This is a genomic window from Microbacterium sp. NPDC076911 (assembly GCF_040687125.1).
Taxonomy (GTDB): Bacteria; Actinomycetota; Actinomycetes; order Actinomycetales; family Microbacteriaceae; genus Microbacterium.
On sequence record NZ_JBFBMP010000004.1, the window covers coordinates 152,554 to 165,836 of the forward strand.

Annotated in this window: 12 protein-coding genes; all 12 read left to right on the top strand. The window is 63.5% G+C overall.

Going from position 1 to position 13,283, the window contains the following annotated elements; genetic code table 11:
* Nucleotides 1-37: 37 nt before the first annotated feature.
* The 12 genes from AB0O81_RS07675 (at nucleotide 38) to AB0O81_RS07730 (ending at nucleotide 13,087) form a co-directional block, all read left to right on the top strand.
* On the top strand, nucleotides 38-1,150 hold the full coding sequence (locus tag AB0O81_RS07675) for an XdhC family protein (protein ID WP_363582899.1): 1,113 nt from the start codon (nucleotides 38-40) through the stop codon (nucleotides 1,148-1,150).
* A 63-nt stretch (nucleotides 1,151-1,213) separates the two neighbouring features.
* Nucleotides 1,214-2,572, top strand: coding sequence for an 8-oxoguanine deaminase (locus tag AB0O81_RS07680; protein ID WP_363582901.1), 1,359 nt, complete (start codon nucleotides 1,214-1,216; stop codon nucleotides 2,570-2,572).
* On the top strand, nucleotides 2,572-3,396 hold the full coding sequence (locus AB0O81_RS07685; protein ID WP_363582903.1) for an FAD binding domain-containing protein: 825 nt from the start codon (nucleotides 2,572-2,574) through the stop codon (nucleotides 3,394-3,396). Before AB0O81_RS07680 ends, AB0O81_RS07685 begins: the two co-directional genes overlap by 1 nt.
* Nucleotides 3,393-6,146 carry a molybdopterin cofactor-binding domain-containing protein gene (locus AB0O81_RS07690; RefSeq protein ID WP_363582905.1) on the top strand — a complete coding sequence of 918 codons (2,754 nt, stop codon included), beginning with the start codon at nucleotides 3,393-3,395 and terminating at the stop codon, nucleotides 6,144-6,146. Before AB0O81_RS07685 ends, AB0O81_RS07690 begins: the two co-directional genes overlap by 4 nt.
* 18 nt (nucleotides 6,147-6,164) lie before the next feature.
* Entirely contained in the window at nucleotides 6,165-6,773 is a 609-nt protein-coding gene (locus AB0O81_RS07695) for a hypothetical protein (RefSeq protein ID WP_363582907.1), read from the top strand.
* Nucleotides 6,774-6,876: 103 nt separating this feature from the next.
* Nucleotides 6,877-7,473 carry a copper resistance CopC family protein gene (locus AB0O81_RS07700; RefSeq protein ID WP_363582909.1) on the top strand — a complete coding sequence of 199 codons (597 nt, stop codon included), beginning with the start codon at nucleotides 6,877-6,879 and terminating at the stop codon, nucleotides 7,471-7,473.
* 34 nt (nucleotides 7,474-7,507) lie between these two features.
* Entirely contained in the window at nucleotides 7,508-8,101 is a 594-nt protein-coding gene (locus AB0O81_RS07705; RefSeq protein ID WP_363582911.1) for a copper chaperone PCu(A)C, read from the top strand.
* Nucleotides 8,101-9,324, top strand: coding sequence for a Dyp-type peroxidase (locus AB0O81_RS07710; protein ID WP_363582913.1), 1,224 nt, complete (start codon nucleotides 8,101-8,103; stop codon nucleotides 9,322-9,324). The genes AB0O81_RS07705 and AB0O81_RS07710 overlap by 1 nt, the downstream gene beginning before the upstream one ends.
* Before the next feature lie 124 nt (nucleotides 9,325-9,448).
* Nucleotides 9,449-10,552 carry an ABC transporter substrate-binding protein gene (locus AB0O81_RS07715; RefSeq protein WP_363582915.1) on the top strand — a complete coding sequence of 368 codons (1,104 nt, stop codon included), beginning with the start codon at nucleotides 9,449-9,451 and terminating at the stop codon, nucleotides 10,550-10,552.
* A 5-nt stretch (nucleotides 10,553-10,557) separates the two neighbouring features.
* The gene (locus tag AB0O81_RS07720; RefSeq protein WP_363582917.1) at nucleotides 10,558-11,379 is read left to right on the top strand and encodes an ABC transporter ATP-binding protein; all 822 of its coding nucleotides are present in this window, start codon (nucleotides 10,558-10,560) and stop codon (nucleotides 11,377-11,379) included.
* Entirely contained in the window at nucleotides 11,379-12,185 is an 807-nt protein-coding gene (locus AB0O81_RS07725; RefSeq protein WP_363582919.1) for an ABC transporter permease subunit, read from the top strand. The genes AB0O81_RS07720 and AB0O81_RS07725 overlap by 1 nt, the downstream gene beginning before the upstream one ends.
* A complete protein-coding gene (locus tag AB0O81_RS07730; RefSeq protein WP_363582921.1) occupies nucleotides 12,182-13,087 on the top strand; it encodes an ABC transporter permease subunit in 906 nt (301 codons plus the stop codon). Before AB0O81_RS07725 ends, AB0O81_RS07730 begins: the two co-directional genes overlap by 4 nt.
* Nucleotides 13,088-13,283: the final 196 nt, after the last annotated feature.

Here is a 13,283-nt window from a genome sequence, read left to right on the forward strand (position 1 = left end):
ATCGAGTCCGAAACACACGGTAATTAGCGTGGGGGTCATGTTCGAACTCGCGAAAGACGTGCTGTCCGTATTGCGCAGCGGCGAATCGGTCGCAATTGTGACGATCACGGGCGTGGCCCGCAGCGCACCGCGCGGACTGGGTGCCTCGATGGCAGTCACTGAATCTGGCGCCATCATCGGTTCGATTTCGGGCGGTTGTGTAGAAAGTGACGCCGGGATGCTGGCGCTCACCGCAATCGCCTCCGGCACCGGACAGACGGCACAGTTCGGCTTCACTGACGACGCCGCCCACGCCGCGGGCCTTGCCTGCGGTGGCAGCGTCGACGTCATCGCGTACCCGTTGCGCTCCGATGACTCGGCAGCGATCAGCGCGCTCGAAGCAGCCGAGGCGCACCGGGTTACCGCTGTAGGCCTGATCATTTCAGGCCATAGTGCGGGTCGCATATTGGCCATGGATGCCCTGGGAACCGTGATCGACACAGCGAGCAACGCTGCCCTCGACAATGCTCTGCGCGAGCGCCAGTGCGCCCTTCTTCCCGGAGCATATGCCGGCTCTGACGTTCTCATTCTTGCCTCCGCGCCGCCGCCGCGACTGATCATTCTGGGTGGAGGCGAACATGCCGCCGCCCTGTGCCGGGTGGCATCGGTTTCGGGGTACTCAGTGACAGTGTGCGATGCGTGGGACTCGCTGGTGACCGCGGAACGATTCCCCGGCGCAACCGAGCGGGTCACTGGTTGGCCTCACGAGTATCTGGCAGGGTTGCAACCCGATGACATCGACGAGCGAACAGCCATATGCGTTTTGACGCATGACACGAGGCAGGACATACCCGCATTGCGCGCTGCGCTGTCGATGCCCGTCGGTTTCGTCGGCGCGATGGGCGCGCGCAGCACCGTCAATGTGCGGGCAGGTTTGTTGCGCGAGCAGGGCGTCTCCGATGTCGACCTCGCGAGGTTGCACTCGCCCCTAGGACTCGATCTTGGTGGTTCGACCCCTGACGAGACCGCGCTGTCGGTGCTTGCCGAAATCGTCGCCGCCCGGCACGGCGGCTCAGGCGCGCCGCTTCGCGACGGCATCGGTCCACTGCACAGAACCCTCTTGCGCACGGCCCCTTCGTGCGATGTGCCCTCACGCACCGCAACCGCATAGCGACGCCACAACCTCATAGCGACACCACCCGACGAACTTCTCGTTACCCGCAGGAGCACCACCATGAACCGCACCATCATTGAAAACGGGCACATTGCGACCGTTGACCCACTCGGCACTGAGCACGGCACCGGCTTCGTGGTCATCGACGGTGGCGTCATCGCTGCTGTCGGCGCGGGCACGGCTCCCGCTGAGTGGCGCGCAGGGGCAGAGACCATCGATGCAAGGGGTTGCTTGGTCACTCCCGGTCTGGTCAATACCCATCACCACCTCTACCAGTGGCTGACTCGCGGTTATGCCCAAGACTCGATTCTGTTCGACTGGCTGACCACCCTCTACCCGCTGTGGTCGCGCATTGACGCAGACCTCACTGGTGCGGGCGCGGCGGGTGCAATGGCCGTACTCGCGCGTTCCGGTTGCACTACCGTGGGCGACCACCACTACGTGTTCCCCCAGGGATCCGGCGACATCGTCGGCGCCCTTGTCGATGCCGCGTCGACGGTTGGCGTGCGTCTGCATGCGACGCGCGGGTCGATGGATCTTGGCGCGTCGCAGGGCGGCCTGCCGCCCGACTTTGCGGTCGAAACAACGGATGCTGCGCTTCGCGCTTCGCAAGAGGCGGTGGAGCAGTACCACGACGCTTCACGCGACGCGATGGTCAAGATTGCGATCGCACCCTGCTCACCCTTCTCGGTGACGGCCGAACTATTGCGCGAGTCGGCCGTGCTGGCTCGATCGCTGGGTGTGCGTCTGCATACCCACGCGTCTGAAACCGTCGAAGAAGACGCCTACTGCCAAGAGCACTTCGGCAAATCGCCCACTCAGTACCTCGAAGACCTCGGATGGCTTGGCGACGATGTCTGGATGGCACACGGTGTGCATCTCGATGACATTGCAATCGCTCGCTACGCCGCCACAGGCACGGGCGTGGCCCATTGTCCTTCGTCAAACGCGCGGCTTGCTGCGGGTATCGCTCCCGTCGTCGACCTGCTGCGCGCCGGCGTTCCGGTGGGCCTCGGTGTCGACGGCGCCGCGTCAAACGAGTCGGGACAGCTTGGCATCGAGATTCGCGAGTCAGTGCTGATGAACCGCCTGCGCACTGGCGCCGATTCGATGAGCGTGCGCGATGGCCTACGCATCGCGACGATCGGAGGCGCCCGAGTGCTCGGTCGCGATGCCGAAATCGGATCACTCGAAGTAGGAAAGCTTGCAGATATTGCGGTCTGGCGCGTCGACACCATCGAGCACGCCGGCATCATCGACCCGGTCGCGGCACTCGGGCTCGGTGCGCTTCCCCCGCTGAAGAGACTGCTCGTCGGCGGCAACACAGTGGTCGAAGAACAGACCCTCATCACGGCTGACGAGAGTGTGCTCGCGCGTTCCGTCGCCGCAGCTTCGCTCGCTCTGGCCGAGCGCCTCTGATGGATATCGTCACCGTCTCGCACTTTCGGCGCGCCATCAGTCGCGACGATCTCGCGCTCGCGCCAGGTGAGGTTTTCATGGGTGGCGGCACGTGGTTGATGAGCGAGCCACAGCCGGCCACGACCGGTTTCGTCGACCTGACAACGCTCGGCTGGCCCGACCTCGAGATCACCGACACCGGTCTTCGCATCGGCGCAACCTGCACCATTGCCACACTCCGCGCGTGGGCCGAGGGCCGACACGAGCTCACGTTGCCTGAAACGTGGATCGCCGCCTCCATCATTCCCGAGGCCGCAGACGCCCTGCTCGCCTCGTTCAAGATCTGGCATACCGCCACGGTCGGAGGCAACATCTGCCGCGCGTTCCCGGCTGGCGCGATGACTTCACTTGCCGTAGGGCTCGACGCGATCGCGGAAGTCTGGGGTGTTGACGGCAGCATGCGCACAATGCCCGTAAGTGACCTCGTGACGGGTAACGCAGTCACCTGTCTCGCTCCCGGTGAAGTGCTGCGTGCCATCAATATTCCGGAATCGGCATTGACCTCTCGTGCGCACCTGAAGAAGATTGCCCTCGCTGAGCTTGGGCGTTCCGGTTCGGTCGTCACCGGCCGCGAAGACCGTGACGGGTCGTCAGTCTTCGTCATCACCGCAGCCGTAGAACGACCAGTGGTGCTGCGGTTCACCTCGCTTCCCGACGCGACGACGCTACGCACGGCGATCGCCGCAGCAACTGGCTACTACTCCGACCCGCTGGGCAGCGCTGATTGGCGACGCGCGGTGAGCATGGTGCTCGGCGAGCGTATTCGTGAGGAGCTCACAGCATGAAGTTCGAGGTAAATGGCAGTCCTGTTGAGGCCGACCCGCGCGCCGGCCAATGTCTGCGCACACTATTGCGCGAGAGCGGCCACCACGAAGTGAAGAAGGGCTGCGACGCGGGCGATTGCGGTGCGTGCGCGGTGCTCGTCGACGGAGTTCCGGTGCACTCCTGCATCATTCCCGCGATGCGGGCCGAGGGCATGAATGTAGCCACTGCCGCAGGTCTCGCCCCCGCGGGCGAGTTGCATCCCGTGCAAGAAGCCATCGTGAGCAACTTCGGCTTCCAGTGCGGCTTCTGCACTCCGGGCATGAGCGTCACAGCGTCTACCCTGTGCGCTGACGACTTGCCCAATCTGGATCGCAAGATGAAGGGCAACCTTTGCCGCTGCACCGGCTATCGGCCCATTCGCGAGGCGATCACCGAATCGGTGCTTGGGCCAGTGCGGGCCACCGGCGCGGCGCCGGGCGCAGCATCGCCCGCTCTGGGCGTCGGCGCTTCAAACACACCAGAGCCCGCTCGACGGGTTGTGCAGGGACTTGAGCCGTACACGTTCGATACCGAGATGGCTACGGACGCGCTCACTCTGCGCGTGGTGGGCTCTCCTCACGCTCACGCTCGAATCACCGCGATCGACACCGATGCCGCCGCCGCGGTGCCCGGCGTCATCGCGATATTCACCCACGAGAATGTCACCACGCGTCGGTTCTCGACCGCGCGACACGAACACCGTGAAGACGACCCCGACGACACGCGGTTGCTCGATGACACCGTTCGCTTCATCGGCCAGCGCGTCGCTGCCGTGGCCGCCGAGACAGCCGAAGCCGCTGAGGCCGGGTGCGCCGCCCTGCGCGTGACCTACGAGCTGTTGCCCGCTGTTTTTGAGCCGGATGCCGCCCGCCAAAGCGGTGCGCCACTGCTCCACCCCGACCGCACGCCCGAGGACCGAGTGGCGGATGCCTCGCGCAACGTCATCGCCGCGCTTCACGGCGGAATCGGCGGCGACGTCGATGCGGCCCTTGCCGCGAGCGACACGACGGTGAGCGGAACATGGCAAACGGGTCGAGTCTCACACGCGCAACTTGAAACACATGGCGCCCTCGGCTGGCTCGATGATGATGGTCGACTGGTCATTCGCTCGAGTACACAGGTGCCGTTTCTCGTGCGCGACGAACTTGCTGAGCTGTTCACACTGCCCAAAGACCGCGTTCGCGTCTTCGCTGCTCGGGTGGGCGGTGGGTTCGGCGGCAAGCAGGAGCTCTTCACCGAAGACCTCGTGGCGCTTGCGGTCTTGCGAACCGGTCGTCCGGTGGCCTACGAGTTCGCTCGCTCCGACGAATTTCGACGATCGTCGGTACGGCACCCGTTCCGTGTTGCTGTGACGCTCGGCGCGACCGCTGCGGGCGTGCTGACGGCGATGAAGATCGATGTGTTGACGGATGCTGGCGCTTACGGCAACCACAGCATTGGCGTGATGTTCCATGGCTGCGCCGAGTCGGTGAACGTTTACAACAGCCCCGTCAAACGAATAGACGCTGAAGCTGTGTACACCAACAATGTGCCCTCAGGAGCGTTCCGCGGCTACGGCCTCGGGCAGGTGATCCTCGGCGTCGAGTCAGCGATGGACATGCTCGCTGAGACGCTCGAGTTGGACCCCTTCGACGTGCGTCGCATCAACGCGGTGCGTGAAGGCGATCCACTGTTGACGGTGCACGACGAGCACGAAGAGGGCATCGTCTGGGGCAGCTACGGCCTTGACCAGTGCCTCGACCTCGCCGAAAGTGCGCTGCGTGCAGGCAACGGGGTCACGGCGCCTGAGGGCTGGGCTGTGGGCGAAGGAATGGCGATCTCACTGATCGCGGCAATGGCCCCAGGCGGGCACTACGCCAACACCACGGCAACCCTGCACAAGGACGGAACCTTTGCGGTATCGGTGGGAACGGCCGAGTTCGGCAATGGCACAAGCACCGTGCACCGCCAGATCGCCGCCACCGCGTTGGGCGCGAGCGCTGACCGTGTCGAACTGCGCGCGAGCGACACCGATCTGGTGTCGCATGACACCGGCGCGTTCGCTTCCGCCGGAATCACCGCTGCTGGCAAGGCACTGCAGATCGCATGCGAAGCGCTGCGCACAAGGATGCTGGCGCTCGCCACGAAGATCACCGGTTCAGATGCCACCGAGCTCACGCCCGAGGGAGTACTCGCGGGCAACACGCTGGTGTCGTTTCGTGACATCGTGCGCGCGGCACCCGCCGATCAGCGCACCGCCGAGGGACTTGTGGCAAACGGAAGCGCATCGGGCGAAGAGCGGTCACTGTCGTTCAACGTGCACGCGGCACGCGTCGCGGTGGATCCCGAGACCGGGTCGGTTCGCGTGCTGCAGTCGATCCAGTCTGCCGATGCTGGCTTCTTGATGAATCCGGCACAGGCGCGCGGGCAGGTCGAAGGCGGTGCTGCGCAGGGCATCGGCAGTGCACTTTATGAAGAGGTTGTCGTGGAACACGGCGCAGTGCAGAACCCCGTCTTTCGCACCTATCGGGTGCCGCAGTTCGCTGATGTGCCCGAAACGGAGGTCTACTTTGCTGACACGCACGACAGCGTTGGGCCTCACGGGGCGAAATCAATGAGCGAGTCGCCCTATAACCCTGTCGCTCCGGCGATCGGCAACGCGATTGCGCGCGCCATCGGGCAGCGGCCTTTTCAGCAGCCTTTCACGCGCGAAAGGGTATGGCGGTTGGCGCAGAGTGACGCCGACCAATGAGCCTGCAAGAATAGGAGCATGCGTCAGTCGAGGGCACCCCGCGTTGCACGCGGCGTCGTCGCTGCGTCGGTGGCAACGTTTGTCGCCCTGCTGTCGCACGTCGCGGCTGGCGGTGCCATGCCGCATTGGCTCGGGATCGGCGTGCCGTGGGTGCTTTCGGCGATGGTCTGCACGGTACTGGCGGGCCGTAGCCTGTCGCTGCTGAGGCTCAGCCTCAGTGTCGCCATCAGCCAGTTCCTCTTCCATACGCTCTTCATCTTGGGAAGCACGTCGTCTGCTGGTGAGGCAGCCACGGGCCACGTACACAACGCGGTGCAGCTTCTGCCGGTCGGTGCGAGTGCCGAGTCGGTGGTGCCCGCCGATGCGGCAATGTGGATTGGTCATGGCGTGGCCGCGCTCATCACGGCCGCCGCTCTTTACCGCGGCGAGCGCGCCGTGATGCGCCTGCGTACTCTTGCCGGCTATGCCGTGTCGTGGGTGCGGCGGCGTATTCAGCTGCCCGTCGCTCTTGCTTTCACCGCTCCGCTCGCTCGCCCGGCTGCTGACCGCAGCGCCTGGCACGTGTCGTCTGTCCCCCAGCGCTCAGCGCTGCAATATCGCGGCCCCCCGGTTCTTTCCACGCTCTGAACTGTTCATGTCGACCGCCTCTTCTTTGGCGGTGCGACAGTTCTTGCCGCGTCGGACACGACGCGGGGTGGCACCCCACGCGGGTGCCGAAGGGTGGTATTCGATGCACCGCATCAAGATTGCCGTTGTCACCGCAGTGGTGGCAGTGCTGGCGTCGCTCGCGATCGCCGCTCCGGCGGTGGCACACGACGAGTTGCAGTCGTCTTCTCCGTCATCGGGCGAAGACGTCGCCGAAGCGCCCGCAGAAATTACGCTGTCGTTCTCGGCAGAGGTACTCACCATGGGCGCTGCCCTTATCGTGGTCGACTCGTCTGGACATGACTGGGTTCTCGGCGAACCCACGGTCGATGAGGCCACGGTCAGCGCGGCGTTAGACCCTGAAATGCCTGCGGCTGGATACGAAATCCGGTGGCGAGTAGTTTCGGGCGACGGCCACCCGATCAGCGGTCTGATCCCATTCACGGTTGACGGTGCTGAGCCGTTCGTCCGCGAAAGCGATCCCGATGCCGAGGCCGAGGACACCGCTACCAGCGTAGAGAACACCGCCACAGAAGTTCAGAGCACACAGCAGACCCAGAGCGGCACTCGCATAGCTCTGGTTGCCGCTGGCGGAGCGGTCGCAGCGGCCGCTGTTTTCGTCAGCATCCATCTCATTCGCGGGCGCACAAAAAACGCCCGCTCTGGCAACTCCGACGACTGATCGCGTTGCCAAACTTCTCTTGAAAGGTCTTCCTGTGATTACTCGCACCACCACCACCCGCCTGGGTGTTCTTCTCGCCGCAGCAGCTCTCGTTCTGACGGGTTGCTCGACGACATCGGCCGATTCAACATCTGATGCGGTCGATGCCACCACCGCTGGCGACTCGGTCACGATGACCGACGCATGGGTGAAGTCAGCCGAGTCGGGCATGTCGGCCGCATTCGGTGAACTCACCAATGACTCCGACGCCGAGATCACCGTCGTCTCGGTAAGTGGGGATGCGTCGAGCATGTACGAACTGCACGAGACTCTTGCTAACGACGAGGGCGAGATGGTGATGAGCCCGATCGAGGGCGGCTTCACCGTTGCTGCGGGCGAAACTCTCGAGCTCGCACCCGGCGGCAACCACCTCATGCTGATGGACGTCACCGAGCCCCTCGTCGCAGGCGCAGAAGCGACCTTTACCCTGACCTTCTCCGATGACTCCACGTACGAGTTCACCGCACCGGTCAAGGACTACTCGGGCGCGAACGAAACGTACGAGGGCGACGAGATGGACATGGACATGGACATGGACGAAGACATGGACATGGACGAAGACGATGACCACGAGGATCACGATCACTGATGAGCAAGCCCGATAAGGGCGAGCCTCGTTCCGGCTCGACCCGGCGACAGTTCCTCTTCGGAGGAGCCGTCGCCGGCGTCGGCGCCGCGGCTGCAGTCGGCATCGACTACGCCCTCAACTCGTCTCACACGCCCCCAGCCGCAGCATCCACCCCCCTCAACGGCACGGAGATCGTGCCGTTCTATGGGGTGCATCAAGCCGGAATCGACACCGATGCGCAGGCCCACGCGACGTTCATCGGCCTCGATCTGCTCGACAGCACCGACCGCTCGGCGTTGCAGCGCATGATGCGCGTGCTCACCGACGACGCCGCTCGGTTGACGCAAGGCAGGGCAGCACTCGCGGACTCAGAACCCGAGCTCGCCGTCGTTCCCGCTCGCCTCACCATCACATTCGGTTTCGGGCCCGAGCTCGTGGCACGAGCCGGCGGCGAATCACCGTCGTGGCTCGCTCCTTTGCCGGCGTTCGCTGTGGATCAGCTTCAATCCGAGCTGAGTGACGGAGACCTGCTGATTCAGATCGCAGCCGATGACTCCTTGACCGTCGCCCACGCCACCAGAATGCTGCTGAAAGATGCTCGCAGCTTCGCCTCGGTGCGCTGGACTCAGCATGGCTTCCGCCGCGCCTACGGTTCGGTAGCGCCCGGAACCACCATGCGAAATCTGTTCGGCCAGGTCGACGGCACCGCAAATCCGATACCCGGTACCACCGACTTTGATCAGCTCGTCTGGGGCACCACCGGCTGGTTGGCTGGCGGCACGAGCGCGGTTATCCGCCGGGTGCGCATGACGCTCGACACCTGGGACAAGCTCGATCGCACCGGACGCGAGCAGTCGATGGGGCGCACGCTCAGCAATGGAGCGCCCCTCACCGGCACAGAAGAGTTCGACGAACCCGACTTCGAAGCAACGAATGCCATCGGGTTTCCGGTGATTCCGGAGTTCTCGCATATGCGACGCGCGCGCTCAGAAAACACTGATGAACGCATCTTCCGCCGCGGGTACAACTACGACATCCCGCCTTCTGGCGACGAGATCTCAGACTCCGGGCTCATTTTCGTGTCGTTCCAGGCCGACGTCGAGAAGCAATTCACGCCCATTCAGAAGCGGCTTGACGACCTCGATCTGCTGAATGAATGGACGATCCCGATCGGCTCTGCGGTGTTCGCCATTCCCCCCGGGTGCAGTGAAGGCGGCTTCATCGGCGACACCCTTCTCACCTAACAACGCGCGACAAGAGACTCATGGCACCTCGACACATTGTCGAAACATTGCCAAGCGACCCCCGAAATGTGCGGCGACTAGCGTCAGCCAGATCACATTGCACCTTCGAAGGGGAGCCAACCCGATGGCACATAATCACAAGCAGCGGACCCGTATCGGTGTCGTCGCTGCTGCACTTGCAGCATCCGCACTCGTACTCGGCGGTTGCGCCGCGTCGTCTGACGACACCTCGTCGTCGAGCGACGGTGAAGCAGAGGCCGCTTCATATGGCGAGATCAGCGTTCAGTACTCGTGGATCAAGAACGAAGAGTTCGCAGGCGAGTTCTACGCCTACGAGAACGGCTACTACGACGAGGCCGGCTTCGAGAACGTCGTCGGCATCGCCGGCCCTGACACCGGTGTAGCCAAGTTGCTCTCGGGCAGCGTGCAGGTCGCACTGAGCGACGCCGCATCAGTCGGTGCCGCAGTTGCCGAGCAGGACGCACCGCTGAAGATCATCGGCGCGACGTTCCAGAAGAACCCGTTCACGATCCTTTCGCTCACCGAGGGCGGAAACATCATGACGCCTGACGACCTGATCGGCAAGACGATCGGTGTGCAGGACTCGAACTCGTCGGTCTTCGCAGCACTGCTCACGGCCAACGACATCGACCCGGCAGACGTCAACGTCGTTCCGGTCGACTTCGACCCGACGCCCCTCATCAACGGTGAGGTTGACGGATTCATGGCCTACCTCACGAACGAAGCCATCACGGTTGAGTTCGCGGGCTTCCCCGTCACGAACCTCGCCTACGCCGAGAACGGTCTTCCTTACGTTGCTGAAACCTACTCAGTGACCGACGACTACCTCGCCGAGAACGCGGACCTGCTCAAGGCATTCTTGATCGCTGAGATCAAGGGCTGGACAGACACGTTCACCGAGCCTCTCGACGACACTGTCTCGCTCGTTGTTGACTACTACAACGAGTCGGCTGCCGCTGGTGACCTCACCTTCGGCGACCTCGACCCCGAGAAGGTCGCTGCTGGCCTCGAAGCTCAGGCACTGCTGATCTCGACCGACGAGACCGAGGCCAACGGCCTGTTCACGATCTCTGACGACCTGCAGACGCAGACGCTCGCTTCGCTTCTCGCCTCGGGATGGGACCTGTCGGCTGACCAGCTCTTCGACACCACCATCATCGACGAGATCTACTCCGAGAACCCTGACCTGATGGACTACCTCCCGTAGGGATTATGACTATTTCGTCGAACCTGGATACCGGTGCCCAGACGGGCACCGGTATCCAGATCTCAGGAGTTTCCAAGTCCTTCGCCCTGCGCGGAGGCAAGTCCCTGCTTGCCCTGGAGGACACCGACCTCCACACCGACAAAGGGTCGTTCTTGGCCTTGCTCGGTCCTTCGGGTTGCGGCAAGTCAACGATCCTGCGGATCCTTGCCGCCCTCGACCATCCGACCCACGGTACTGCGCTCGTCGACGGTCACACACCCGACCAGCTGCGCAGTGACAGTGAGCTCGGCATCGCCTTCCAAGACCACGCGCTGCTGCCGTGGCGCAGTGTTCGCAAGAACATCGAGTTGCCGTTCGAGGTCGCAGGAAAGCCCGTTGACAAGGAATACGTCGACGAGCTCATCGCCCTGGTGGGGTTGAAGGACTTCGCCAATGCGAAGCCCTCGCAGCTGTCAGGCGGAATGCGCCAGCGCGCATCCATCGCCCGTGCTCTTGTGCTCAAGCCTTCGGTTCTGCTGCTCGACGAGCCCTTCGGCGCTCTCGACGACATGACGCGTCAGAACCTGAACCTCGAGCTGCTGCGCATCTGGACAGAGAAGCCTGCCACCACGTTGCTGGTTACCCACGGCATCAGCGAGGCAATCTTCCTCGCCGACCGTGTAGCCGTCATGTCACCGCGCCCGGGTCGAATCAAAGAGATCATCGAGATCGATCTGCCTCGCCCGCGCACGCCCGACATGATGCGCACGCCCGAATTCCATGCGTATGTCGACCGCGCGTCAGAGCTGCTCTTCGGCACTGACGGTCGCGCGGAGGCCGAGGCCTGATGAAGACCATGCGCATTCCGGGCTGGGCGGCTGGCTTCATCGGAGCCATCGTTCTCGTCCTGGTGTGGTGGCTTTTCTCGCTTACGGCTTTCCAGATTCAAGAAGGCACCAGCTTCACGCCCGTGCCTTCGCCCTGGGCGGTCTTCGCGTGGCTGTTCGTCGACGGCAATATTGCTGGCACCTGGAGCGTCTTTCAGCCGACAATCACCGCCGCCGCGATCGGTTATCTGTGGGGCAACGGCATCGCGCTCGTGCTAGCCGCTTTCGTGCTGGTCTTTCCGAAGACTGAGACGGTTATCACGCAGATCGCCGTCGTCAGCTATTGCCTTCCGATCGTCGCGGTCGGTGGCATCTCGGTCGTCGTTCTCGGTGGAGCCAAAAGCCCGGGCGACCCGTCAGCAACCGCGATCTTCTTGGCAGCGCTGGTGTGCGTGTTCACCACGGTCGTCGGCTCGATCCTCGGATTCAAGTCGGCCGACAAATCGTCGCTTGACGTGGTTCGCGTCTTCGGCGGCAACTCGTGGACGCAGATGCGCAAGGTTCGTTTGATTGCAGCTCTGCCTGCCATCCTGAACGCGCTTCAGATCGCGGTGCCTACCGCGTTCCTCGGTGCGGTACTGGGTGAATACCTCGGCGCGATCACGGCTGGTGTCGGTCCGACACTCATTCGACTGCAGGGCCAGCTCGACGCCGCGGGTGTCTGGTCGGTCTTCTTGCTGTGTGCGGTCTTCGCCCTCGCCGCCTATGGGTTCGTGGGACTCATCGTTCGCTTCGTTACGCCGTGGGTTTCAGGAGGAGCACGATGAGTAAGAACACCGTCGATACCGCCAACCCACCCGCTGACCCAACCGGCAAGCTTGCACTTCAGGCTGACCCTGCCGCGCAGGCGAAGCTGAAGGCTGACCGTCGCCGCGAGCTCTCACGCACCATTGGCCGCTCGGTGATGAACGCCGTGATCACGTTCGCCGTCGTGCTGTTGCTGTGGCAGGCCGTGGTGAGCCTGACCGGCATCTCGCCATATATCGCCAAGGGGCCCGCCGACGTGTGGGCATTCCTTTTCACCGATGAGGATGCTGCCGCCAACCGCGCACAGATGATGCCGCTCGTAGGGCAGACCCTCATCGACTCGACGATCGGTTTCGTCTTCGGAATGATTACGGCCATCGTGCTGGCTGTGCTGTTCAGCCTGTCGAAGGCCGTCGAAGCGGGCGTTATGCCGCTCGTGCTGCTGTTGCGAACCATCCCCCTCGTGTCGATCGCCCCGGTAATCATCCTGATCACCGGCCGTGGCACAGTGTCATCGGTTGCCGTGATCGGAACGATTGTGGTGCTGTTCCCCGCACTTGCCAGCATTCTGTTCGGCCTCAGCCGCGCCAGCCAGCAGAGCCTCGACGTCGTTCACGTATTCGGTGGTGGTCGCCTGACGCTGCTGCGCAAGGTGAGCCTGCCGGGTGCGGGTCCGTCGCTGTTCGCTGCAGCTCGCGTGTCGGTGCCGGGTGCGGTCACCGGTGCTCTGCTCGCCGAGTGGCTGTCAACCGGACAGGGCATCGGCGGCGCGATCCTGAAGTTCAACGCACAAGCGCAGTTCACTCAGTTGTGGGCGTCGATCGCGCTCATCACGCTGATCACCCTGCTGCTCTACAACATCGTGCAAATCGTCGAGAACATCGTTCTCGAACGCATGGGAATGACCACCGCCCAGCGGTAACCGTTCTGCATCGACTGAAGCCGCCCTTCGTGTTCGCACGGAGGGCGGCTTAGGTTTACCAGGAGCGAGGCCACAACACGAGCTCACGGCACCCGAAGTGGCTTACCCTCAGCAACGACCAACGAAACTTATACTGAAGCCGCTGCCGACACCGCAGTAGCGAACAGAATTCGAAGGATCATGGCAGACACTATTC